26 protein-coding genes are annotated in these 24,715 nt (G+C 51.7%); 16 read left to right on the forward strand and 10 right to left on the reverse strand.

Features of this window, described 5'->3' with window-relative positions:
* Positions 1-122 precede the first annotated feature (122 nt).
* Complete coding sequence (dinB, locus tag ACYP03_RS00305; protein WP_330960799.1) at positions 123-1,205, forward strand: DNA polymerase IV; 1,083 nt, start codon at positions 123-125, stop codon at positions 1,203-1,205.
* A gap of 64 nt (positions 1,206-1,269) precedes the next feature.
* Here the strand turns inward: dinB and ACYP03_RS00310 are convergent, their stop codons facing one another.
* Together ACYP03_RS00310 and ACYP03_RS00315 are read right to left on the reverse strand one after the other, a co-directional pair.
* Positions 1,270-2,730, reverse strand: a complete 1,461-nt coding sequence (locus tag ACYP03_RS00310; RefSeq protein ID WP_459778011.1) for an aminoacyl-histidine dipeptidase — start codon at positions 2,728-2,730, stop codon at positions 1,270-1,272.
* A gap of 116 nt (positions 2,731-2,846) precedes the next feature.
* The gene (locus ACYP03_RS00315; protein WP_330960797.1) at positions 2,847-4,490 is read right to left on the reverse strand and encodes a methyl-accepting chemotaxis protein; all 1,644 of its coding nucleotides are present in this window, start codon (positions 4,488-4,490) and stop codon (positions 2,847-2,849) included.
* Between the two features lie 1,050 nt (positions 4,491-5,540).
* On the opposite strand from ACYP03_RS00315, the gene ACYP03_RS00320 reads away from it, so the two are divergent.
* The 6 genes from ACYP03_RS00320 (at position 5,541) to ACYP03_RS00345 (ending at position 11,871) form a co-directional block, all read left to right on the forward strand.
* Complete coding sequence (locus tag ACYP03_RS00320) at positions 5,541-6,830, forward strand: NCS2 family permease (protein ID WP_248143528.1); 1,290 nt, start codon at positions 5,541-5,543, stop codon at positions 6,828-6,830.
* A 52-nt stretch (positions 6,831-6,882) separates the two neighbouring features.
* Positions 6,883-7,344, forward strand: coding sequence for a xanthine phosphoribosyltransferase (gene gpt, locus ACYP03_RS00325; RefSeq protein ID WP_248143529.1), 462 nt, complete (start codon positions 6,883-6,885; stop codon positions 7,342-7,344).
* 148 nt (positions 7,345-7,492) lie between these two features.
* A complete protein-coding gene (gene frsA / locus ACYP03_RS00330; RefSeq protein WP_248143530.1) occupies positions 7,493-8,749 on the forward strand; it encodes an esterase FrsA in 1,257 nt (418 codons plus the stop codon).
* A 143-nt stretch (positions 8,750-8,892) separates the two neighbouring features.
* On the forward strand, positions 8,893-9,297 hold the full coding sequence (gene crl / locus ACYP03_RS00335; protein ID WP_248143531.1) for a sigma factor-binding protein Crl: 405 nt from the start codon (positions 8,893-8,895) through the stop codon (positions 9,295-9,297).
* Between the two features lie 118 nt (positions 9,298-9,415).
* Complete coding sequence (proB, locus tag ACYP03_RS00340; protein WP_248143532.1) at positions 9,416-10,576, forward strand: glutamate 5-kinase; 1,161 nt, start codon at positions 9,416-9,418, stop codon at positions 10,574-10,576.
* Between the two features lie 38 nt (positions 10,577-10,614).
* A complete protein-coding gene (locus ACYP03_RS00345) occupies positions 10,615-11,871 on the forward strand; it encodes a glutamate-5-semialdehyde dehydrogenase (protein WP_459778013.1) in 1,257 nt (418 codons plus the stop codon).
* 42 nt (positions 11,872-11,913) lie between these two features.
* Here ACYP03_RS00345 and ACYP03_RS00350 read toward each other — a convergent pair whose 3' ends face one another.
* The 6 genes from ACYP03_RS00350 to narQ form a co-directional block, all read right to left on the reverse strand.
* The gene (locus ACYP03_RS00350; protein WP_248143534.1) at positions 11,914-12,111 is read right to left on the reverse strand and encodes a DUF2897 family protein; all 198 of its coding nucleotides are present in this window, start codon (positions 12,109-12,111) and stop codon (positions 11,914-11,916) included.
* Between the two features lies 1 nt (position 12,112).
* On the reverse strand, positions 12,113-12,802 hold the full coding sequence (locus ACYP03_RS00355; protein WP_459778016.1) for a M15 family metallopeptidase: 690 nt from the start codon (positions 12,800-12,802) through the stop codon (positions 12,113-12,115).
* Complete coding sequence (gene dapE, locus ACYP03_RS00360) at positions 12,799-13,932, reverse strand: succinyl-diaminopimelate desuccinylase (RefSeq protein WP_459778019.1); 1,134 nt, start codon at positions 13,930-13,932, stop codon at positions 12,799-12,801. The genes ACYP03_RS00355 and dapE overlap by 4 nt, the downstream gene beginning before the upstream one ends.
* A gap of 49 nt (positions 13,933-13,981) precedes the next feature.
* Entirely contained in the window at positions 13,982-14,329 is a 348-nt protein-coding gene (locus ACYP03_RS00365; protein WP_459778021.1) for an ArsC family reductase, read from the reverse strand.
* A gap of 122 nt (positions 14,330-14,451) precedes the next feature.
* Positions 14,452-15,090 (reverse strand): response regulator, encoded by a 639-nt coding sequence (locus ACYP03_RS00370; RefSeq protein WP_248143539.1) that lies wholly within the window; start codon positions 15,088-15,090, stop codon positions 14,452-14,454.
* Between the two features lie 2 nt (positions 15,091-15,092).
* Entirely contained in the window at positions 15,093-16,820 is a 1,728-nt protein-coding gene (gene narQ, locus ACYP03_RS00375) for a nitrate/nitrite two-component system sensor histidine kinase NarQ (RefSeq protein ID WP_330960791.1), read from the reverse strand.
* Positions 16,821-17,046: 226 nt separating this feature from the next.
* Here narQ and napF point away from each other — a divergent pair, with 226 nt between their 5' ends.
* Genes napF through ACYP03_RS00405 form a run of 6 tightly spaced genes read left to right on the forward strand, consistent with a single transcriptional unit; the run spans position 17,047 to position 21,682 of the window.
* A complete protein-coding gene (napF, locus tag ACYP03_RS00380; RefSeq protein ID WP_459778025.1) occupies positions 17,047-17,625 on the forward strand; it encodes a ferredoxin-type protein NapF in 579 nt (192 codons plus the stop codon).
* Positions 17,626-17,628: 3 nt separating this feature from the next.
* Positions 17,629-17,955 (forward strand): chaperone NapD, encoded by a 327-nt coding sequence (locus ACYP03_RS00385; protein WP_330960789.1) that lies wholly within the window; start codon positions 17,629-17,631, stop codon positions 17,953-17,955.
* On the forward strand, positions 17,952-20,438 hold the full coding sequence (gene napA, locus ACYP03_RS00390; RefSeq protein WP_248143542.1) for a periplasmic nitrate reductase subunit alpha: 2,487 nt from the start codon (positions 17,952-17,954) through the stop codon (positions 20,436-20,438). Before ACYP03_RS00385 ends, napA begins: the two co-directional genes overlap by 4 nt.
* 12 nt (positions 20,439-20,450) lie before the next feature.
* A complete protein-coding gene (locus tag ACYP03_RS00395; RefSeq protein WP_459778027.1) occupies positions 20,451-20,936 on the forward strand; it encodes a nitrate reductase cytochrome c-type subunit in 486 nt (161 codons plus the stop codon).
* Positions 20,937-20,950: 14 nt separating this feature from the next.
* On the forward strand, positions 20,951-21,526 hold the full coding sequence (locus ACYP03_RS00400) for a NapC/NirT family cytochrome c (protein WP_459778029.1): 576 nt from the start codon (positions 20,951-20,953) through the stop codon (positions 21,524-21,526).
* Between the two features lie 12 nt (positions 21,527-21,538).
* Positions 21,539-21,682: a TIGR02808 family protein gene (locus ACYP03_RS00405; RefSeq protein WP_248143544.1), complete on the forward strand. Its 144-nt coding sequence runs from the start codon at positions 21,539-21,541 to the stop codon at positions 21,680-21,682.
* On the opposite strand, the gene ACYP03_RS00410 is transcribed toward ACYP03_RS00405, so the two are convergent.
* The gene (locus ACYP03_RS00410) at positions 21,679-21,858 is read right to left on the reverse strand and encodes a hypothetical protein (RefSeq protein ID WP_248143545.1); all 180 of its coding nucleotides are present in this window, start codon (positions 21,856-21,858) and stop codon (positions 21,679-21,681) included. The genes ACYP03_RS00405 and ACYP03_RS00410 overlap by 4 nt on opposite strands.
* Before the next feature lie 90 nt (positions 21,859-21,948).
* Entirely contained in the window at positions 21,949-22,290 is a 342-nt protein-coding gene (locus ACYP03_RS00415; RefSeq protein WP_459778031.1) for a DUF2956 domain-containing protein, read from the reverse strand.
* Positions 22,291-22,679: 389 nt separating this feature from the next.
* Between ACYP03_RS00415 and ACYP03_RS00420 the strand changes: the two genes are divergently transcribed.
* The 3 genes from ACYP03_RS00420 to ACYP03_RS00430 all read left to right on the forward strand — a co-directional run bounded on the left by ACYP03_RS00420 (position 22,680) and on the right by ACYP03_RS00430 (position 24,705).
* Positions 22,680-23,123 (forward strand): DUF2919 domain-containing protein, encoded by a 444-nt coding sequence (locus ACYP03_RS00420; RefSeq protein ID WP_459778032.1) that lies wholly within the window; start codon positions 22,680-22,682, stop codon positions 23,121-23,123.
* 19 nt (positions 23,124-23,142) lie between these two features.
* Complete coding sequence (locus ACYP03_RS00425) at positions 23,143-23,541, forward strand: hypothetical protein (protein ID WP_248143549.1); 399 nt, start codon at positions 23,143-23,145, stop codon at positions 23,539-23,541.
* A 264-nt stretch (positions 23,542-23,805) separates the two neighbouring features.
* Positions 23,806-24,705 carry a Dyp-type peroxidase gene (locus ACYP03_RS00430; RefSeq protein WP_459778408.1) on the forward strand — a complete coding sequence of 300 codons (900 nt, stop codon included), beginning with the start codon at positions 23,806-23,808 and terminating at the stop codon, positions 24,703-24,705.
* The last annotated feature ends 10 nt before the right edge of the window (positions 24,706-24,715 follow it).

Raw genomic sequence — 24,715 nt, forward strand, 5'->3', positions numbered from 1 at the left:
TTTCCCGGAAAGTATTTCAAAGCCCGTGATTTTCACGGGCTTTTTGCTGCTCGCTATCTGACGGTTCGGCGCTTATAATACTGTATATAAAAACAGTTTATTCGATATAAAGCACGTCTGTTATGTCAGAGAATGATTCCGGGCAACCAGCACAGAAGAAAATCATCCATGTTGATATGGACTGCTTTTTTGCAGCGGTTGAAATGCGTGACAATCCGGCACTTCAGCAGGTGCCGATTGCGATCGGAGGTCGCTCTGAGCAGCGGGGTGTGATCAGTACCTGTAACTACCTTGCCAGGAAATTTGGTGTGCGTTCTGCGATGCCAACTGCACAGGCCATGAAGCTTTGTCCGGATTTAGTCCTGATCCCGGGCAGAATGTCTGTTTACAAAGAAGTATCCCAGCAGATCCGCGAAATTTTCCAGCGTTATACATCCCTCATTGAGCCATTATCTCTGGATGAAGCTTACCTTGATGTCACCCTTTGCCCCTTACATCGGGGGTCTGCAACCCTGATTGCGCAGGATATTCGTCAGGCGATCCGCGAGGAATTGCACCTCACGGCATCTGCGGGTATTGCGCCGGTCAAGTTTATTGCCAAGATTGCTTCGGATATGAATAAACCTGACGGGCAGTTTGTGGTGACTCCGGCAGATATCCCGGCATTTGTCGCGGAACTGCCTCTGGAGAAAATACCCGGGGTTGGCAAAGTGACTATTCAAAAGTTGCATGAACATGGCCTGTATCTGGGCAAAGATGTGCAGGCATACGACAGGACAAAACTGTTACAGCAGTTTGGTAAATTTGGTCAGTCACTCTGGTCGCGGGCACACGGCATTGATGAACGAGAAGTGGTCGTTTCACGAGAGCGGAAGTCAGTGGGCGTTGAACGAACATTCTCGCAAAATATCCGTGAATATGATGAGTGCTGGCAAGTCATTGAGCGGCTGTATCCGGAGCTGGAATCAAGGCTGAAAAGAGTCCGCCCTGATCTTCGGATCGCCCGGCAGGGCATTAAGATTAAGTTTGCTGATTTCCAGCAAACGACAGTCGAACATAGCCAGCCTGTTTTGGAGAAACGTCAGTTTGCGGTCTTGCTGAGTGAAGCGCTGACCAGACAAAAAGGCCGTGAAATCCGGTTGATCGGGATGAGTGTGGGACTGGAACTGGGAACCAAGGCCCAGCAGCTTTCCTTTAACTGGTAACTCATGATAGAAAAAGGGGAGCCTGTGGCTCCCCTTGAAAATCAGAGGTTCATTGTGACCGGAATTATTGTTTGACCGGAATCTGTTTCAGGATGGCAACCATTTGCTCCCAGAACAGGCCGACGGTCTCAATATTTACTTTCTCGTCTGGTGAATGCGGGAACTTAATGGTCGGGCCGAAAGAAATCATATCCATCTCCGGATAAGGTTCTTTGAACAGTCCGCACTCCAGGCCTGCATGGATCACCATGATATTCGGAATATTTCCGTAGATATCTTTATAAGTTTCGCGGAACAGGTGCATCACTTCTGAACTTGGATCCGGTTTCCAGCCAGGGTAAGCACCGGAAAATTCACACTGCGCGCCTGCCAGTTGAGTCAGTGCCAGCAGCGTGTGCTCAACATAGCTGCGGCCGGAATCGATCAGGGAACGGATCAGGCACAGCAGGGTAATGCGATCTGAATCTGTGGTGATAACGCCCAGATTCAGTGAAGTTTCTACCACACCCGGAATATCGTCACTCATGCGAACCACGCCGTTCGGGCAGGCATTGATCAGTGACATCAGGCGTTGCTGACTGCTGATCGCCAGAACGTCAGACGGCATTTCTGCCTGGTCAACCGACAGCTGGATGTTGGTTTCCACTTTACCCAGCTCTTCATTCAGGATTTGCTGGAATGTTGCGAAACGTGCATGTAAAGCATCTGCTTGCTCTGCTGGCAGGGTGGCAATTGCAAATGCTTCCCGCGGAATGGCGTTACGCAGTGTGCCGCCGGTCAGGTTGCTGACTCGCAGACCGAGTTCATCTGCATGACCGAACAGGAAGCGACCCAGCAGTTTGTTCGCATTGGCACGGCCGGTGTGGATATCACAGCCGGAGTGGCCGCCTTTCAGACCCTTGATGACCAGTTTCACGGCAGTGTGACCGGCAGGAACGGCTTCACGGTCAATGGACAGCGACAGCTCGGCGTCGACACCGCCGGCACAACCCATATAAATTTCGCCTTCCTGCTCTGAGTCGGTATTCAGCAGAATGTCGCCTTCCAGCCAGCCTTCTTCCAGACCAAAGGCACCGGTCATTCCTGCTTCTTCATCAATCGTCAGCAGCACTTCCAGCGGACCGTGCTCGATATCTTTCGAAGCCAGTACGGCCAGACAGGTTGCCATGCCGATCCCATTATCCGCCCCCAGGGTGGTCCCTTTCGCGGTGACCCACTCGCCATCAATGTAAGGCTGAATCGGATCGACGGTGAAATCATGATCAGTGTCTTCGTTTTTCTGCGGCACCATATCAATGTGCGCCTGAAGAACAACACCCTTACGGTCTTCCATACCCGGTGTCGCTGGTTTTTTGATGAAGACATTACCCGTGGCATCACGGCGAACTTCCAGACCTTCGCTTTCAGCAAAACGAATGATGTGCTGGGCCAGCGCTTCTTCATGCTTGGATGGATGAGGGATGGCGCAGATTTGATCAAAGAATTGCCACACGATTTGTGGCGAAAGTTGGCTGATTTCAGACACGGAACTCTCCCTAATAAACTGTCATTCATACTGCCTGTTCTGGGCTATCCTTCGGTTTATTTCCAGATCAGGCAGCTGAATATATTACAACAGCTGAAGGGTGCTTGCCATTTTTCCTAAATTTTGAACTGAGAGATTTGCTCATTCAGATGGCGGCCACTGGAGAGTAACTGCTCACTCGCTGCGGCGATTTGTTCTCCCTGTGCAACATGGTGATGACTGTGCTCACTCAGTTCTGCCAGACTCATGTTGATGGCTTCTGCGGCATCTGTCTGCTGCTGGCTGGCGTCAGCGATATGCTGGTTTAAATCCCGGATGGTGTTGATTTGCTGACTGATGGCTGCCAGCGCCTGAGCGACTTCCCCTGAATGTTCAACGGTACTGACTGATTGTTCCCGGGTTTGAACCAGGGCGCGGCTGACATCGGCAGAGCGGTTTTGCAGGCGGGTGATAATGGTTTCAATTTCATTGGTACTGCTTTGGGTCCGGGTCGCCAGGGTGCGGACTTCATCCGCGACGACCGCAAAGCCACGACCCTGCTCACCGGCCCGAGCTGCTTCAATCGCGGCGTTCAGGGCCAGCAGGTTGGTTTGCTCGGCAATATTGCGGATGACATCAAGGACGGCGCCAATGGTTTCTGAATCTTCTGCCAGCGCCTTGGCGCTTTCATTGGTTTCGTCGAGCAGCGCCAGCAGCGCACGCATTTCCTCACTGGAGCGTGAGACAACGTCCAGTCCCTGATCGCTGTGAGTCTGTGCTTCCGTTGCGGCTTCTGCGGCGTTCGTCGCCGAGCGGGCGACTTCCTGATTGCTTGAATGCAACTCAGTCATTGCTGACGCGACTGAATCAACACGCTGATGCGCCTGACCTGCACTTTCTGCTGTGGTATTGGCGACGACATTGAGCTGACTGGCTGCCGCGCTGATGTGTTCACTGACGGGGGAGACGGCTCTCAGCATTTCGCTGATCTTGTCTGCAAACTGGTTGTAAGCCGTGGCAATTTTACTTAATTCATCATTGCCCTGAACGGGCAGGCGGCGGGTCAGATCGCCTTCTCCCCGAGAGATGTCCTGCATGGCTTTCAGCGTTGATTCACAGGGGGCGGTGATGGTCCGGCCGATGGCTCTGGCCAGAATGAGCATGAGGATCAAGGAGCCGCCAATAATCAGACCAAGGCGTTTCAGCTCGGCATAGAATTGAGCTGCCACGTCATCGACATAGATTCCCGAACCGATGATCCACCCCCAGGGGCTGAAGCCTTTCACGAAAGAAATTTTGTCGACAGGTTGGGCATGTCCGGGTTTTTCCCATTGATAGTCGACAAAGCCTTCCCCCTGACGCTGAACAATTTCAGCCATGTTGACGAAAAGCTTGTTCCCGATGGGATCCTGAAACTGAGACAGATCTTTACCATCGAGTTCTGGCTTGAAGGGGTGCATGATCATGCGGGGATGGCTGTCGTTAATCCAGAAATAGTCATTCTTCTCATATCTCAGGCTGGCAATTGCTTGCCTGGCAAGCTGCTGGGCTGTTTCGCGGTTCAGATTTCCGGTTTTTTCCTGCTGATAGTAGAAGTTCAGCAGGCTGTGGGCACTTTCAACCAGATTCCGCGTCTTATCTCGCTTTTGATCCAAGAGTGAATCCTGGTAACCAGATACAAATGTCATCAGCGGGAAGAGTGTGAGGAGCGTGATGATAAAGCCAAGCAGGTAGAGTCGGCTGCTGATCGATAAAGAACGTAGGTGGTGAAGTATTGTCATAGCGCTGCCTTCCTTGTTTGCACTCATGGCAAATGAGCATGAGTCATGTTGTATTCTTATTTGGCGACTATATATGCAACTTTAGTCTCATTTCTTAATTTTTATGCGTTTGCTAACACTTGTGTTGTAAGAAAAATACTTTCACAGGGGTGAGTTTTGTGGTGTTGATCCAGGAAAAATGTGATCTAGTTAAAATTAATATTGTAATTAAATTACCTTTTGGTTATCCTGTGACCAAGTTGCAAGAACGATAGTCAGCACAAGGAAAAGGTATGTGCGCGGACTCCAGGGAACCGAGATCAATCAGCTCTGCTTTGTTTGCAACCTCAAAGCAGCATAAGTAATTGAGGAAGTCGTTGTCATGAAAGTATATGAATCCACAGCTAAATTTTGGAACAAGAAAGGCATTTTCGGTGGTTCTTTCAACTATCCAAGTGCGTTTGGTTACTAAGTAAATTCAAGCCAGCTTTGTTTCTGTCTGGCTATCTGCCTGATTGACTCGCAGCGCTGAGGCGGTGCGAGGTTGATATTCACCCCCTAACTTTCAAGACTGTATACAGCGGTTTGGTAGCAATTTTGATTGTTGCTCTCGCCAGTGAGATTAGTTTTGGCGCCACCCAGGATCGGGTGGCGTTTTTTTATTTCTGTTTTTTTATTCATGAAGTTTCATTCATTCTTTCTCATTGAGAGATTGGATAAAAAAGCATGTATACGATTACATCTTGATGAGCCAGCCAAAGCAGACACTCTTTTTTCTGATTTAAGCGTTTGCCTTGAAAGCAAAAAATAAATTCGGTTAAAAGACATACATCCCTGTATCTGTTTAAGGTGTTGATTTTTAATTGTTTTTAATCTTCAGTAATTTTTGCCGAAGAAAATTTACGCATTATTTGCGGTCAGGCGTGTATTCTTGATGAGTCTGGTAATTTATTAGTGATAAGCCTATAATCGCCCCCCAAAAATGGCTGTGACGCAAACGTTTCCCTTATTGAGGTATAAAATTTTAGCGTTCAGTCTGAACAGATACTTTTCTCCAAGGACCAGAGAACAATGCTTGAGAAACTGTTTAAGTTAGAAGAAAACGGTACGAATGTTCGTACTGAAGTGCTGGCAGGGGTAACGACCTTTTTGACCATGGCCTACATCATCTTTGTCAACCCATCAATGCTGGCCGCGACGGGGATGGATAAAGGCGCGGTTTTTGTTGCAACCTGTCTGGCTGCGATGATCGGCTGTTTCATGATGGGGCTTGTCGCCAACTACCCGGTTGCTCAGGCACCTGGCATGGGTCTGAATGCCTTCTTTACCTATTCAGTTGTCCTTGGTATGGGCCACACCTGGCAGGTTGCCCTGGCTGCTGTGTTTTTCTCCGGTTTATGTTTCATCTTGCTCAGCTTGCTGAAAGTTCGGGAGTGGCTGATCCATGCGATACCACTGTCTCTGAGAACAGGCATCACTGCTGGTATCGGTTTATTCCTGGCCTTTATTGCGCTGCAAAGCGCCGGCATTGTGGTTGATAACCCGGCGACCCTGGTGCACGTTGGTGATTTGACCAGCTTCCCGGCGGCAATGGCTGCGCTGGGCTTCATGCTGACCATCGGTCTGGTTCACCGGGGAATGAAAGCGGCTGTGCTGGTGGCGATCCTGATCGTGACCGGTTTGGGCATTGCGTTTGGTGATGTTCAGTACAACGGCATTGTGTCTGCGCCACCGAGTATTGCGCCAACATTTATGCAACTGGATATCAGTGGTGCCATGGATGTCGGGCTGATCTCAATCGTGTTTGCTTTCCTGTTTGTTGACCTGTTTGATACGGCTGGGACTCTGGTCGGAGCCACCACGAAAGCAGGAATGGTTGATAAAGATGGCAAAATGCCGCGTCTGGGCCGTGCTTTGCTGGCCGACAGTACGGCGACATCTGTTGGTGCTCTGCTGGGCACATCCAATACGACCTCTTATGTTGAGAGTGTGGCCGGTGTCGCTGCGGGTGGCCGGACAGGTCTGACGGCGGTTACAGTGGGTATCATGTTCCTGCTGGCACTGTTTTTTGCCCCTTTGGCTGGGATGGTTCCGGCTTATGCGACCGCTGGCGCGTTGTTTTATGTGGCCATTTTAATGGTCTCCGGCCTGGCGGGAATCGACTGGCGTGACTTAACAGAAGCTGCACCTGTAGTTGTGGTCTGCCTGCTCATGCCGTTAACATACTCCATTGCGGAAGGTATTGCGCTGGGCTTTATTACTTATGCAGCGGTGAAACTGCTGAGTGGTAAAGGCCGTGATGTGAATGTCAGTGTTTGGGTCATTGCCGCACTGTTCACAGCTAAAATCGTCTTTTTATAATTTGTTTTATTGACCAGCGGTATTGATTCGCTGATTTAGAGGTTCATCGGATATGACTAAAAAGTTCGTCATCACCTGGGATAACATGCAAAGCTACACGCGCCAACTGGCGGAAAAACTGCTGCCGGCGGATCAGTGGCAGGGGATTATCGCAGTGAGCCGTGGTGGCCTGGTGCCGGCTGCAATTCTTGCTCGCGAACTGGGTATTCGTTATGTCGATACCGTTTGTATTTCCAGCTACGACCATGACCACCAGCGTGACATGAAAGTACTGAAGAAAGCCGACGGTGATGGTGAAGGATTCATTATTGTGGACGATCTGGTTGATACAGGCGGCACCGCGGAAATGATTCGTGCTATGTATCCGAAAGCAAAATTTGTGACGGTCTGCGCCAAGCCAGCCGGTAAACATCTGGTTGATGATTATGTGGTTGATATTGAGCAGGATACCTGGATTGAACAACCATGGGATATGGCTGTCACTTTTGTTGAGCCGATTTCCAAGCGCTCATGATCCAGCCCGGTTGAAAATATATTTGAAAAGGAGCCTTCAGGCTCCTTTTTTGTGTGCCGTGTTTGGGGTAATTATCCCGAAAACATATACAATGAAGCCAGATTGAAAGTAAAACGGGTTTTGAACCTTCCACACGCAGGAGTCAATAGTGTCTGAGCCTTCCAAGGTGAACCTGTCTGAAAAACTGTTCGCACCGCGTCAAACGACCAAAGAAACCTCCAGTCTGGTCAGGCTGGCCCATGCCTCATCTACAGAAGTTCACAATGCGCTTGACGGCGATACCGTTGCTGGCTGGTATCGGGTCTTACGTCGTCCGCTCTGGATTTGGCAGGGAGTCGATCCCATTGAAATGGAAGGGATCTTTGCCAGAATTGCCACCGCGAAAGCAAAGCGGACCAATGATGAACTGCTGGATACCGTGATTGGATATAAGCCCGGGAACTGGGTTTATGAATGGTCACAACTGGGGAGTCAGTACCAGCGTCTCAGCCGTGAACATCTGGACAAAGGCAATAAGGAAAAAGCGGCCGAGATGATGCTGAAAGCCAGTACTCATTACAGCATCGCAGCTTATCCGCATCTGAAAGGGGATGAGCTGGCTGCCCAGGCTGAGCTGCAGGCGACCGTCACTTATAAAGATGCCATGGAACTGATGCCGCATCAGGTCAAAACGATTGATGTGTCTTATCAGGGAAAAACATTCCAGGCCTTTATCCACTTGCCGCGTACCGATCAGCTGTTACCGACCGTGATTGTCAGCGGCGGTCTGGATACACTCCAGACGGAACTCTGGCCGCTGTATCAGCAATATCTGGGACCAGCGGGTTATGCCATGATCACACTGGACATGCCGTCGGTTGGCCACAGTGCAGCATGGACACTCACCGAAGATACCAGTCAGCTGCATCAGGCATTGCTGCAACAGGTCAGGGACGTCCCCTGGGTTGATCACCACCGAGTCGCAATGCTTGGTATCCGGTTTGGCGGGAATGCTGCAATCCGGCTGGGGTTCGTTGAGCCGACCCGGCTGAAAACCTGTATCAGTCTTGGCGGAATTATTCATAGTTTTCTGTCCCAGCCCAAGCTGCTGAACAGTATGCCGCGCATGTATCTGGATATGTTTGCTTCGCGCATGGGTAAAAACGGCGTGTCTAAAGCAAGTCTGGTTTCCCATATGACGGCCTGGTCGCTGAAGCAGCAGGGGCTGCTCGGGCGCAGGAAAGTTGATATTCCGATGCTGGGTGTCAACCTGAAAGACGATCCGGTCAGCACCGACATGGATAATCAGCTGATTGCAATGTCCAGCCGGGGCGGGAAAGCGGTCAGCCTGCCGGCCGCGCCGCTTCACGACGGTTATCACAGAGCCATGACCCAGGTTGTCGAGTGGCTGAAGGATAAGCTGTGACGGCTCGATGATCTGGTCTGAGGATGTAAATAAAATGTTGCCATTTCTCTGTCGCTGTGTGTTAAATGATAGCGATAGGGGAAACAAGTAGGGTCAACAGACCCTTAGCGCTTTTTGTTGAATACCAGACTAAGGATGGACCTATGCCAACACAAGTCACTTTTCCTTCCCATGGCCGTCTGATGACCAAGCTGACCGCACTTGGTCCTTACCTGCGTCAGCAACAGTCATCTGAAGGACACTTTTTCTTCGATTGCTTAGCCAGCTGCATTAATGCCAAAAAAGCACCGGAAGAGCGTGAGTTCTGGGGATGGTGGCTGGAACTGACCCAAAGTGAGGGCGGGTTCCAGTACCATTACTACTTCGGCCGCTATGATATTCATGGTGATTGGCTGGAAGATAAGGTGCCGGCAAAACATCTGGAGCCGGTACAACAGACACTGGAAGATTTTTACCACAAGCTCAGTACGTTACTGGAACAGGAATACGACCTCCCGATTCATCCGGCCCCGGATCTGTCAGCACCGACTTTATCCGTTTCGGCCTGATTTCCGCATGAAATCCTGAAAAAATAGAAAATGCGTCGACTCAGACGCATTTTTCTTGTGCTTTACGGTCGGGGTTGATAAAACAAATGCCATTCTTCCGCATCCTTTAGTTTTCTTCATGGCAGACAATCACAAATTACAAGCAAGTGAGCACCAGGCTCATCATGCAGCTGAGACTGCATCACAGACCATCGTTGTGAAGTTGGGAACCAGCGTTCTGACAGGGGGCACACTGAGACTCGACCGTGCACATATGGTTGAACTGGTCCGGCAGTGCGCCCATCTTCGCCGACAGGGTCATCAGGTGGTGATTGTGACCTCCGGTGCCATTGCCGCAGGTCGCGAGCATTTAGGTTACCCGGAACTGCCGAAAACCATGGCCAGCAAACAATTGCTGGCTGCCGTGGGTCAGAGTCGTCTGATCCAGGAGTGGGAAAAGCTGTTCAGTATTTACGGACTGCATGTGGGCCAGATGTTGCTGACCCGTGCCGACCTGAACGACAGAGAACGTTATCTGAATGCCCGCGATATGCTGCTGGCACTGCTTGAGAACGATATTATTCCGGTGGTGAATGAGAATGATGCTGTCGCCACCACGGAAATTAAAGTCGGCGATAATGACAATCTATCTGCGTTGGTCGGGATCCTGGCCGGAGCAGACAAGCTATTGTTGCTGACAGACCAGCCCGGACTTTTCACTGCGGATCCGCGCAGCAATCCGGATGCGGAACTGATCCGGGAAGTACATACTATTGATGAAACCCTGCGGAAGCTGGCGGGTGGCAGCGTCGGTGGTCTCGGAACCGGCGGGATGGCGACGAAGTTGCAGGCCGCGGATGTTGCACGTCGTGCCGGAATTGAAGTCATTATTGCTGCGGGCAGCCGTCCGGAAGTGATTGCCGGCATTGTTAATGGTGAGCAGGTCGGAACCCGGTTCCTGCCGCTGGAATCACCGCTGGAAAGCCGGAAGCGCTGGATCCTCGCGGGGCCGCCACCAGCCGGGGATATCATTGTTGATGCCGGTGCCGCGATGGCGGTGACTCAGCGTGGCAGCAGTCTGCTGGCGAAAGGGATCACTGAGGTCAAAGGCCAGTTTGAGCGGGGTGAAGTGGCGCGGATATACAGTGCCGACGGAATTTTGCTGGCCCGCGGGATCAGTCGCTATTCCAGCCAGGATATTGCGAAAATTGCCGGAAAACACAGTCAGGATATTCATAAAGTGCTGGGCTATGAGTACGGTCCGGTTGCTGTCCACCGGGACGATCTGGTACTCATCTAATACAACAGCACAATCATACGGACCGAGAGGGAAACAGGGTGGAATTGCAAGCAATGGGACAAGCAGCAAAACAGGCTGCTTTTACACTGGCGACAACAGCGACCGCACAGAAAAACCAGGCACTGGCTTTTATTGCGGATGAACTGGAAGCCCGTCAGGCTGAAATCCTGGCTGCCAATGAAAAAGATCTGGCTGCTGCGCGGGAAAGCGGGATGTCAGAAGCGTTACTGGATCGTCTGATGCTGAATGCACCGCGTCTGGGGGCAATTGCCGGTGATGTCCGGAACGTGATTGGATTGCCGGATCCTGTGGGTGCTGAGCTGGACTCCCGGGTGCTGGAAAATGGCATGCGCCTGAGTCGTCGCCGGGTTCCGCTGGGTGTTGTTGGTGTGATTTATGAAGCGCGCCCGAATGTGACCATTGATATTGCAGCGCTTTGTCTGAAAACCGGGAACGCCAGCATTCTGCGCGGCGGTCGTGAAACCTTCCATTCTAATATGGCGCTGGTGAGCGTCATTCAACAGGCACTGGAAAAGGCCGGTTTACCGGCAGCGGCGGTGCAGTACATTGCCAAGCCTGACCGTGAACTGGTGTCTGAGCTGCTGACGATGGATCAGTATGTCGATATGATCATTCCGCGTGGTGGTGCCGGTCTGCACAAGATGTGTAAGGAAAAGAGCACGATTCCCGTCATTATCGGCGGCTTTGGGATCAGTCACGCTTTTGTGGATCAGTCTGCGGATCTGATCCGTGCACTGGATGTGGTTGAAAATGCAAAAGTTCAGCGTCCGTCAGCCTGTAATGCGCTGGATACGCTGCTGGTGCATGAAGCGGTAGCCCCGGAGTTTTTGCCGAAACTGGCCGCGCGGATGAATCAGAACAAGGTCACACTGGTTGCAGAAGCGCAGGCAATGACTTTGCTGAAAGACCACGCTGATCAGGTGCGTGCAGCTCAGGAAGGCGACTTTGATACTGAATGGCTGAGTTATACGCTGGGGGTGAAAATTGTTCCGGATGTAGACTCGGCGATTCAGCATATGCACGCGCACAATGCCAGCCATTCAGATGCGATTCTGACCAATGACCTGATGTCTGCGGAGCGGTTTATTAATGCAGCGGGTTCAGCGGCGGTCTACGTTAATGCATCCACCCGTTTTACGGATGGGGCGCAGTTTGGTCTGGGCGCTGAAGTTGCGGTGTCGACTCAGAAATTACATGCCCGCGGTCCGATGGGACTGGAAGAACTGACCAGTTACAAATGGGTTGGTCAGGCTGATTACCTCTGCCGGAGCTGATGATTCAGCCACTAAACAGTCATAGCCGGTTTTTGAAACCGGCTATTTTTTTTCTTCATTTTCAGCGGGGTGACCTTTGTGGGTCAGGTTTTCTACTTCCTGCTGTTTTTTCAGTAACTCGCTGGTTTTGTCGTGATGGCCAAATTTCATATTGGCCGTGTATTTAATGGCCGCAATGTTACTGACCACAACACTCACGATGATGATGGTGATGACCCAGGGGTTGAGCAGCCAGTCCATATCAGACCTCACAGATGTTGTTGATGTACTTACTATAAAGCGTATCAAGGTTTGCCAGAATATGCGATTTTCCTGCAACAGGTTGATCGGCAATGACAGTGGCAAGCTGGCTTGGCGTCAGTTGAGTTCTGAGCTGATTGCTGAGCGGAAAATAGCTGATGTGCCAGGGTTCAATGGCGACCCCGCCTAAGTCAGCGGCATAAGGGCGGTAAAACCCGAAACGGTTCATATGCGCTGTCAGCCAGTTGTTGAATCCGGCCTGATGTCCGCCGTCAAGATATTCCCAGGGTTCCAGTTGCAGCGATTCTCCCTGAGGCAGGCAGTTGGCTGCGTAGACATCCAGATCGGTGCCCCAGTGGTGGCGGCTGGCACCGGGCAGGGCAGACCAGCGTAAAATGGCGTGGATCTTTTCCAGTTCAGACAGACAGGCCGGATTAAGCGGCTGACTGTTGCTGTCCAGAATGGGTCGCAGGCCGTTGAACTTGTTGTTCCAGATCAGCAGCTGACGGTCAAAGGAGCGAAATGCACTGGCCAGTTTCAGATCAAATCCAGCCTGAGCGGCCGCCTCTTGCAAGGCGGCCAGTGCATTCTGAATACCAGCGTGAATCTGGCGTCCCTGATACTCACAGAGATGGCTTTCATCCAGCCCGGTGAGTTGCGCCAGCGTTAAATGGGGCAGGCTGAGACTCATACCAGCGTGTTTTCCAGTACTTTCTGGTACATGTCGGTCAGTTTTTCCAGATCGGCAATCTTCACGCATTCGTTGACCTTGTGAATGGTCGCGTTCACAGGACCCAGTTCAATCACCTGCGCACCGGTGCGGGCAATGAAACGGCCATCAGAGGTGCCGCCGGTGGTCAGCAGTTCCGGACGCTGATGGTTCACTTCTTCAATCGCACGGACGACGGCTTCCAGCAGGGTGCCCTTGTCCGTCAGGAACGGCTGGCCGTTGAAGGTCCAGGCCAGATCATATTCCAGACCATGGGCATCCAGCACGGAGTGTATTTTGCGCTGGATGTCTTCGTTGGTCAGCTCCGTGCTGAAACGCAGGTTAAACTGAACCTTGAGTTCTCCGGGGATTACATTGGATGCACCGGTGCCTGCTGCCATATTGGCAATCTGGAAACTAGTTGGCGGAAAATAATCGTTGCCGTGATCCCAGACTGTGGTTGCCAGCTCTGCCAGTGCAGGCATGGCTTTGTGAACCGGGTTGTCAGCCAGGTGCGGGTAGGCAACATGCCCTTGAACACCTTTCACGACGAGATCACCGGTGATTGAACCGCGGCGGCCATTTTTCACCACATCACCCACTTCATGGGTACTGGACGGTTCACCGACAATACACATGTCGATTTTTTCGTTGCGGGCTTCAAGGGTATCAACAACACGGGTGGTTCCGTTGATAAACGGCCCTTCTTCGTCGGAAGTGATCAGCAACGCAATGGAGCCCTGATGGTCAGGGTGCTCGGCCAGAAAACGTTCAATCGATACGATCATACAGGCCAGTGAGCCTTTCATATCCGCAGCACCGCGGCCGTGCAGATAACCGTCGATAATGGTGGGTTCAAAAGGCGGTGTATGCCACTGTTCAGCCGGACCGGCAGGAACGACGTCAGTATGACCGGCAAAGACAAACAGCGGGGCTTCTGTACCCCGGCGAGCCCAGAGGTTGGTGGTGTCTTCAAACACCATGGTCTCTATCTGAAAGCCCAGTTTTTCCAGTCGGGCGATCATGACATCCTGACACCCTTCGTCTTCCGGGGTGACTGAGGCTCGGCTGATAAGGTCTTTGGTCAGGGCGATCACTGGGCTGTCTGACATCCGTGTTTCCTTCTGTGTTCTTTGGGTTGGGAAAAGTAAATATGGGCAGTTACGCGAAAATGGCCTGATATTGCTCAGGTTTAAAGCCGAGGTGGCAGGTTTTGTTGTGGACCAGCAGCGGGCGTTTGATCATCGCCGGATATTCCAGCATCAGTGCCAGGGCATTCTCCCGGTCCAGGTTGTTTTTTTGCTCATCGGTCAACTGACGGAAAGTGGTGCCGCGCTTGTTCAGCATGGCTTCCCAGCCCAGTTCGGCTTCAAAAGACTCAAGGAGAGTGCGATCCAGGCCGTCAACACGGTAGTCATGGAAGCGGTATTCAACGCCCTGGGCATCGAGCCACTTCTTCATTTTTTTGATGGTATCGCAGTTTTTGATCCCGTAGGCAATGGTGCTCATAATCTAACCTGTTTTGTGCATGGCAGTTGTTTTGAAACAAGCCCCTTTTATAACGGGAATGAGAAAGCGACGCAATGGGAAAGCCTGTGTATCCGCCACCGAAGCAGACCTGAGTGCCGGGGCTATTTCTCCTGCGTTTGCAGATAAATGACTGTGGCAGCTGTGCGTGACCCCACCTCCAGTTTTTTGAGCAGGCTTTTGATATGGACCTTCACTGTGGCTTCTGAAATGAAAAGTAGCATGGCGATGTCTTTATTTCGTTTGCCCTGGGCAACTAGATGAAGAATTTCTCTCTCCCTGCCGGTGAGTTCCTGCAGCGGATCGTCGGCCTGAGTGTTGTTTTCCAGATATTGCCTGACCTGCTCGCTGAATACCTGCTGTCCGGTCAGCGCCTGCTGAAGCAGCGCCAGCAATTGTTCCGGTTCGGTATCCTTCAGTAAATATCCGTCTGCACCGGCCTCCAGTAAGGTCCGGATGTCGTTTGGGTTGTCGGAAACCGTCAGGATGACCACGATTGCCTGACAGCCCTGTTCGCGCAGAGCGCGTAAGGTGTCGAGGCCGGACAGCCCTTTCATGTTGAGATCCAGTAATATCAGATCCGGTTCTTGTTCCAGGGCTATATCCAGTGCCTGATAACCATTGCTGGCTTCCCCGGCAAGCTCGAAATCTGGCTCCAGTTCCAGTAACTGACTGAGGCCGCGTCGCATCAGAGGATGATCATCAACAATGACGATCCGGTGGGCCGGTGGGTTGTGCATCATGGTTATCCTGTACTTTGTAAGGCGAATTTCAGTTGAACGCGGCAGCCCTGACCGGCGGCGCTGAGGATGGTCAGTTTTCCGCCGAGACTTTCTGCCCGCTCGTTCATGATCGACATCCCATAGTGGGATGTTTTGCTCTGATCCGGATCGAATCCCTGACCATCATCACAGATCTCGACCAGCACCTGATCGCCCTGCGGGATACAGTCGACCGTGATGGTTGTCGCTTTTGCATGCTTGATGGCATTGAGCACAGCCTCCCGTGTCAGCTGAATCAGGTGAATGTGCTGTGGCGCCGTCAGTTGCAGGGAGGGCAGCTGATTATGCAGCAGAATGGTCGCTGTGGTCTGATTCCGGAGCGGTGCCAGCATGTCATTTAAGGCGTCGCTGAGCTTGCCGGGTTTAATCGACAGACGAAATGTATTCAGCAGCTCACGAAGCTGACGGTAAGCCTGAGACAGCCCCTGTTCGAGATCATCAATAATGTTGTTTGCGGCGTCCGGGGATGTGGCCAGCTGACGCTTGAGCAGTGTCAGCTGAATTTTCAGATAGGACAGGGCCTGTGCCAGTGAATCATGCAGTTCACGGGCAATGGTGGCCCTTTCCTCCATCAGGAGTAACTGGTCGCTCTGTGTCTGCGTCTGGTGGGCGTACAGCGCCCGGCTGAGCAAATGGCCGACACTAATGATCAGCGCCGGATCCGGACAGGGCAGGGTGTGTTGCCACCAGAGGGTTCCCAGATGCTGGTCTTCCTGTTTGAGCGCATGCTGATGCCAGCTCTGGCTGTCGTCGGGCTTGCCTGCCTGAAATTCAGTGCGAATCCCGTGGCCCTCTTCGACAACCAGCCGGATGACGGCAAAGCCTTCGAGCTGGATCAGTCTGTCCAGAATCTGACTGAAATGTCTGGCCTGAATCCGGTTTACGGACAGCAACTGCGCGCAATCGTACAAGGTTTTCAGGGCATTATTGGCTTCTTTCAGACGATGGGTTTTCTCTTCGACTGTGGTTTCCAGCGCCCGGTAGCTCTGTCCCAGCTCTTGTGCCATATGATTGAAAGCCCGGGCCAGGGTTCCCAGCTCATTCTGGCTGTTTTCATCAACCCGGACCGAGAAATGACGGGCCTGAACCTGTTGGCTGGCGGCAAGCAAGCTCTGCAGTGGCGGCACAATACGGCGTCGGCTGTAGTGAATGGCAAATAATGCCAGCATCAGGATTATCCCCAGCCCCAGACCGGAAATTGCGGCCATGATGTGCAGTTTTTGCTGAGAAAAAGCCTGCAATTCATAGACAAAGTGATCAATGCGATCAACAAACTCGGGCACCTGATGAACAAAGTAATCCGGGGTAGCACCGGTCAGCTGTGGACTGATCCGGCGCCAGTCATCCAGCAGGTTCTGATAGCTTTGCAGCAGATTATCCGGTGTCGTCAGGCTTCTCAGTGAGGTCATGGCTGGTGCATTCAGCGTCTGGCTGAAATGGGCAATGTCAGTTTCACGGGCTTGGCCGTCCTGGGCCAACTGAAAAGCAAGCCGGTAACTCTGCATCCGCAGTGACCCGGCCAGATTCACCATTTCTGCATCATATCGACTGGCATTGACAGCCAGCATGGTGGCGCCTGTTGTCAGAAGCGACAGCAGCACAATCGCGAGCATCACGCGGGCAATAACCCCGGTGACGCTGCCGGCACCGGCACTTTTCAAGGCGGCTTTCGTTGTTGTCTTTCGGTACACCACGGTTCCTTTCTGCTGAATCCCCGACGCCCTGTTTTCGCCGATGTCAGTCATTTTGTGAAGGCTGACAATGTACTTTCTTGATCTCAAACAAGCTTACCCCCGAATTACCCCCTTAGAGGTATATTCTGCTACCAATAACCCTTTTTAAACTAAGTCTATACTTTGACCATCATGTTTTGCATACCCCGGTCAGGCAAAACGGAATAACTGCTGTGATGAATCTATGGCTGATTTAGCTCGACGTTTCTGGCTGAGGCGGGGGAACGCGCCGCAAGCCCCCCGGCTTCCCTGGATGACAGAAGACAAGGTGTTCACAGAACAGTGCACACGCTGCCAGGCGTGCCAGAAAGCCTGTGAGGCCAGCATTATTGTCCAGGGTGACGGCGGTTTTCCTCAGGTTGATTTTCAGCGCGGAGAATGCACGTTTTGCTATCAGTGTGCTGAGGTGTGCCCGGAGCCGTTGTTTCGCCCGCAGGCAGAAGCGCCCTGGCAGGTAAGTGCTGAAATCTCTGAGACCTGTCTGGCATTCAACGGGGTGGAGTGCCGGTCTTGCGGAGAGCAGTGTGAGCCGGTGGCGATTCGTTTTGTACTACAGCAGGGCAAAGTGGCTCAGCCTGTGGTCAGTGCTGCGGATTGTACCGGCTGCGGGGCCTGCGTTTCCGTGTGCCCGGCTCAGGCCATCCAGATTCACTCAGACAGCCTTCATGCAGAAAACCATCATTCAGACAACTATCAATCAGAAAACTATTACCCAGACAACTATCACCCAGACAACTATCACCCAGACAGCCAGGTGGAATAACAGATGATGAAGCAATTCAGACAAGACGCGGATCCGCGTTTTCAGAAATCACCGTCGGCACCTTCCGGAGAGGTCCATATTTCCAGCTTGGTTGTGCACGTGAAACCAGAAGGCCTGGCCCGGGTGAAAACCCGGATCAATGCCATACCGCAGGCTGAAGTTTACGGGGAAAGCCCGGCAGGCAAGCTGGTGGTAGTACTGGAAACCGCAAATCACAGAGAAGTAACCGACATTATTGATGTCATTCAAGCATTTGATCATGTGCTGACGACCTTTCTGGTGTTTCACCAGGTTGAGCAGCAGGGACCTGACTTTGAGGATACACCATGAAAATGACCAGAAGGGCGTTTGTGAAAGCAAACGCGGCAGCTTCGGCCGCAGCAGTGGCCGGCATTACCTTACCGGCCTCGGCAACCAACCTGATTGTCAGTTCGGATGAAACCAAGATCCACTGGGACAAAGCCCCCTGCCGTTTTTGCGGGACGGGCTGCTCGGTGCTGGTGGGGACGCAGCAGGGCAAGGTGATTGCGACGCAGGCCGATCCTGAAGCTGAAGTCAACCGCGGCCTGAACTGTATCAAAGGCTATTTCCTGTCAAAAATCATGTATGGCGCCGACCGTTTAACCACACCTTTGCTGCGCATGAAAGATGGCCAATACCACAAAGATGGTGATTTCCAGCCAGTCAGCTGGGATCAGGCCTTCGATATTATGGCTGAAAAATGGAAAACAGCCCTGAAAGCCAAAGGGCCAACCAGTGTCGGGATGTTCGGTTCAGGACAGTGGACGGTGATGGAAGGCTATGCGGCCTCCAAGATGATGAAGGCAGGCTTCCGTTCCAACAACATCGATCCCAATGCTCGCCACTGTATGGCTTCGGCGGTGGTGGGCTTCATGCGGGCGTTCAACATGGACGAACCGATGGGGTGTTATGACGACTTTGAACATGCGGATGCCTTTGTTCTCTGGGGCTCGAACATGGCGGAGATGCACCCGATATTGTGGACCCGGATTACCGACAGGCGTCTGAGCTATCCCCATGTGAAGGTGAACGTGCTGTCGACTTACTATCACCGCTCTTTTGAGCTGGCGGATAACGGTATGATCTTCCATCCGCAGTCCGATCTGGCGATTGCAAACTTTATCGCGAACTACATTATCGAAAACGACGCGGTGAACTGGGATTTCGTCAACAAGCATACTCACTTTAAACGCGCCGACACGGATATCGGTTACGGGCTGCGCGACGAAGATCCGCGGCAGAAGGCGGCTGCGAATCCAAACTCAGGTGCCATGCATGACATGACGTTTGAGGAATATAAGGCCTCTGTCGCGGAATACACGCTGGAGAAAACGATTGAATTGTCCGGTGTGGAGAAAGACAAGCTTCTGGAGCTGGCGAAATATTACGCCGATCCGAATGTGAAAGTGATGTCACTGTGGACCATGGGGATGAACCAGCATACCCGCGGGGTATGGATGAATAATCTGGTTTACAACATCCACCTGCTGACCGGAAAAATCTCACAGCCGGGGAACAGCCCGTTTTCACTGACCGGCCAGCCTTCAGCCTGCGGAACCGCACGGGAAGTTGGTACCTTTGCGCACCGTTTACCGGCGGATCTGGTAGTGATGAATCCGAAACACCGTGCCATCGCAGAGAAAATCTGGAAGCTGCCGGAAGGGACCATCCCGCCGAAGCCCGGATTTCATGCCGTGCTTCAGGATCGCATGCTGCATGACGGCGTTCTGAACGCGTATTGGGTGATGTGTAACAACAATATGCAGGCGGGCCCGAACATCAATCAGGAGCGGTTGCCCGGCTATCGCAATCCGGAGAACTTTATTGTCTGCTCCGACCCGTACCCGACAGCAACTGCGCAGTCGGCTGACCTGGTTCTGCCAACGGCGATGTGGGTTGAGAAAGAAGGTGCCTATGGGAATGCAGAACGCCGGACACAGGCCTGGTACCAGCAGGTTGCTGCGCCCGGAGACGCCAAATCGGATCTGTGGCAGATCATGGAGTTCAGCAAACGTTTCAAAATCGAAGAGGTCTGGGACGAAGCACTGCTGGCAAAAATGCCGGAATACAAAGGCAAAACCATGTACGACGTGTTATTCCGCAACGGCCAGGTAGATCAGTTCCCGCTGGAACAGGCTCAGGCACTGAATGATGACGCCAAAGCACAGGGTTATTATGTGCAGAAGGGTCTGTTTGAGGAATATGCCAGCTTTGGCCGCGGTCATGGTCATGATCTGGCACCATACGATGATTATCACAACGCCCGTGGTTTGCGCTGGCCGGTGGTGGACGGGAAAGAAACCCGCTGGCGGTATGCCGAGGGCTCTGACCCTTATGTACCTGAAGGGAAAGGTTTCTATTTCTACGGACAGCCGGACGGTAAAGCGAACATCATTTTTGCCCCATATGAACAGCCGCCGGAAGTACCGGATGAAGAATACGACATGTGGCTCTGTACCGGCCGGGTGCTGGAGCACTGGCATACCGGCACCATGACCCGTCGTGTTCCAGAGCTTTATAAAGCAGTTCCGGATGCGGTGTGTTACATGCATCCTGATGATGCGCGGAAGCGCAACATTCGCCGGGGAGACGAAGTCTTGCTGACGTCTCGCCGCGGTGAAGTTCGCTGTCGGGTGGATACCCGGGGCCGGAACAGACCGCCGGCAGGACTGGTCTTTGTGCCTTTCTTCGATGCCAGGGTTCTGATTAATAAGCTGGTGCTGGATGCAACGGATCCGTTGTCGAAACAGACCGACTACAAAAAATGCCCGATCAAGATTACCAAGGCGTAAATGGAGCTGCTCATGAAGATTGCGAACAAATTGACTGGCGGGCTGATCGTCCTGTTGCTTGCCTTGGGTGCTGCCCATGCCGCTACTGACACAAATGATGAGCTGGTGGGCGGCAATGGCGGCCTGCATTCGCTGCGGGGGCAGACAGAGATTAAAGATACTTTCCCCGGGGAAAGCTGGAAAAACTATCCGAAGGATGGCAAGCCTATTGACAGCGACTACGTGTATCAGCCGCCTTTGATTCCGCATACGATACGGAATTACGAAGTCTCGCTGAATGCGAATAAATGCTTGTCCTGCCATAGCTGGAAATATGCCAATGAAATGGGGGCGACCAAAATCAGTGTGACCCATTATCGTTCGCCGCGTCAGGGGCAGGTGCTGTCTGATGTATCTCCCAGCCGGTATTTCTGTCTGCAATGCCATGTGCCGCAGGCGGATGCAACGCCCCTGGTCGACAACACCTTCAAGCGTGTTGACGCCCTGGAAGATAAATAACCACGGAGCCAGTTATGAATATCATTAAACGTTTCTGGTGCCGTTTAAAATCGCCGAGCAAGGCTGCGGTGGGGTTGGTGCTGTTTCTGGGCTTTATGGGCGGTCTGCTGTTTTGGGGGGCCTTTAACACCGGGATGGAGGCCACGAACACTGAAGCTTTTTGTTCCGGTTGCCATGCGCCGATTGTGAAAGAAATCCGCTCCACCATTCATTACTCCAACCGTTCCGGGGTGCGGGCGATCTGTTCTGACTGCCATGTGCCTCATGAATGGACGGATAAAATTGTCCGTAAAGTACAGGCTTCCAAAGAACTGTTTGCTTTTGCAATGGGGACAATCAACACCGAAGAGAAGTTTCAGGAAAGGCGGGGACATCTTGCGCATCGCGAGTGGAGCCGGATGAAGAAAAACGACTCAAAAGAATGCCGTAACTGCCACCAGTTTGACTATATGGATTATTCAGAGCAGGGTGAGCGTGCGGTAAAACAGCACTCTCAGGCGCTGGCAACAGGGGATAAAACCTGCGTGGATTGCCACAAAGGGATTGCGCACCGGTTACCGGATATGAAAGATGTTGAAGGCTGGCAATAAGGAGAAAGGAACATGAGTACGCTGGAATCTGTCATCTGGCATGTATTGGGTTATGCCGCGATGCCTGTGATTATTCTGACCGGCTTCCTTGCCGTGGCTGTGGTGTCATTGTGGCTGCTGTCATTCGGGAAAGACAAATCGACTCACCATTCCTAGGAACTTTCCTGATCCGGCTGCCACCAGCTGAGTGCCAGCTGGATCCCCCAAACGGTATATAGTGGCAGCCATTCAGTCAGGAAATGAGTTTGTTGGGTTGGGCCAGTGAGCCAGATTTCACCCAGGTGAAGCAAAGCGATACTGGTCAATCCCAGCAGGCAGATCATTCGAAACACTCGCCGCTCCATAGATTTATCCTTTCAAAATTTATGGATAAGTATAGATGCAAATGCTAATTATTATCAAGTGTGTGGCGTTGATCTGAATCAGCTGAAATATTGCCAGGCCAAAAAGCCGCACCATGACACAGCTAAAAGCAACCAGGGCAGCGCACTGTGTTTCACGATGATCTGCGGTTTGATGTCGTCACGGACTGCATTGGTGTGACTGGCGGCGGCAACTTTTTCTTTCTGTTGTTTCTTCCGGAACTTGTCCCTCTCCCTGGCCTTGGCTTTTTGCTGTTTCTTGTAGAGTTCAATCCCTTTCTGGATGCCCTGGGCGATGAGCTTGGTCTGTTCTTTGGTTTGGCCTGGCTTTTGCGTAGCTCTGGCGATTTGCAGTGCTTCCGACTGAGTCTCTGGGGACGGGCTGTTAGCTGATTTGCTCATAGCGTTCTCATTGACGATGAAAATAACGTGAAGTAAGCAGTTTATCCCGGAATACTTCAAAGCGTAAATTGAGATGATTTGTAGGAATTTTCCTACATTTTGGCTGTCGAACATTCACGGTTGAATGTTTCCATGTGACTGACCAAGACTATCAAGTTGATGAAATATCATCAATTCTCAGGAAAATCGTCTGTCTGTTTGCAGATGGAAAAAACGTCACAGACGAATTGTTTGTTAAGTATACGTAAAATCGTGATCGTGATTGCAGGTTAGGCAAATTATTCGTGCGTGATGACGCAGAACGAACGTCTATGTCTTTGCCTATTGATCCATATCATTTATTGTCGAAAAAAATAAATACGTTGTTCAAAACTCTGAGCGAAGGACAGATGTATTCGATTGATGCTTATGACAGTCATGGCCAGCTGAAACCATCAGGCTTGTTATGGCTGAGCATGCTGTTCAGTGCAAGAGGCTGGGGCGCGTTTGTAATGGCCGGAGTAAGTCAGGCGCAGGGCGCCAATCTGCTTCAGCTGTTTTTTCCCCATACGCAGAATCTTTATCTGCTGATGGGAATTGGTTTACCGGCTGTGGTTTTAATGTGGCTGAGTGGACTTCGACATAAAAAAAACAAAATAGTGAATGGGCTATGGCGATATGGCAGACCAATTCTGCTGATGACATATGCCCTTGATGTTGTATTGCAAGTGTACCACCTGACGTTAATGAGAGGCGCCTTTAGCTGGCCGGCAGCCGTGACGCTGCTGATATCGCTCTGGCTGATGGCCTATCTGGTACGGAGTTCCCGAGTCAGACATACATTTGCCAATTAGCCTATGGAGAAAGTGTCAGATGAATGATTTTGGGAGAGGGGTGGTGCTGTTTAGTGCCTTACTGAGCCCGCTGGCGATGGCAGACTGGTTGCTGAATGTGAACCTTGAACTGTCCAGTGCCGGTTACCACCAATCGGTAGCGACATCCTTACAGCTGCTGCCAGGTGAAGAAACGGTCATTTTCGGCTCCACTGAAGGAGAGCGCCGTAAGTTTTTCGGCAGTGCAGAATTGCTGGAAGTTTCGGCCGAAGAAGTGAAAATCGCCTTTAAGATACAAGAACAGCTGGATGATGGTGCCTGGCGGGTACTGGCTGCACCGGTAATTTCGACAGGACTTGATACACCGGCTTCATTTGAAACGTGTGAAGACGACGCACTGAACTCAGTGAAACTGCAAGTGGCTGTGATGTCTGCGTAACTCTGTCTTTGTTTGATAAAAGTGTATTTTGATGATTGAAAAGCGCCTTATAAGGCGCTTTTTTGTTTTCTCTTTGATGAAAATTTGAGTGATGAGGCGCAGCCTTCACGAGAGTTAACAATTTTGGATTCGATCTCGTCTTGGCTGTTGATGATCAATATGTTTAACTCAGAAGCGACTATTATCATTTTCTAATCATTGATGTTGCAAAGGCAGAGCGCAGTTTCAATGAGTCGGAAAACAGAACGAGACAATCATGGGAGAATGAAGGTGACGCCACAAAGTGCCATATTACCAGAAGCAGGTCCGTTTTCTTTAGTCTGTGTGTTGAACCTGGTCGGAAACAAGGAAAAGGTTATCCGTCAGTGCCAGGGGCTCCCGGAAATCGCGAAAAAGCTCAACCACCAGCATGTGAGTGCTGATATTCATTTGAGTATGGGGTTTGGGAAAGCGTTCTGGCAGCAATTCGAGTTGGGTTGTCCGGACGATTTTGAAGAATTTACCCCACTGGGAAGTGGTGACGTCACGGCACCGTCGACCGGAGGGGATATTCTGCTGCATATTCATTCGAATCGACATGATTTGAATTTCCATTTGCTGAGCAGCTTTTTACAGCCTATTTCGTCGGAAGTGGAACTGCTGGATGAGACCCATGGTTTTCGTTATCTTGATGCCCGGGATTTGACCGGATTTATTGACGGCACGGAAAATCCGAAAATGCAGGAGGCACGTCGTCAGGTGGCAATTATCCCGGATGGGGAGTTTGCGGGGGGAAGCTTCGTGATGGTCCAGCGTTTTGTCCATCAGCTGCCGGCCTGGCATGCCGTGAACGTCGCCCAGCAGGAAAAAATTATCGGGCGGACCAAAGCGGACTCAGTCGAGTTGGATGATGTCCCTGAGAATTCCCATGTGGGCCGTGTTGATCTGAAAGAAAATGGCAAAGGCCTGAAGATTGTCCGTCACAGTCTCCCTTATGGTGCGGTGAGTGGTGAGCATGGTTTGCTGTTCATTGCTTACTGTGCGGAGCAGCGAAATTTCCGTGAAATGCTCAGTAACATGTATGGTGAGAAAGATGGTCAGACGGATAAGTTACTGGATTTCACCCAGGCCGTGACCGGGGGATACTTCTTTGTGCCGTCTGAAGCAATGCTGAAGCAACTCTGATACTGTTTCG

This window comes from Photobacterium sp. R1 (assembly GCF_054600795.1).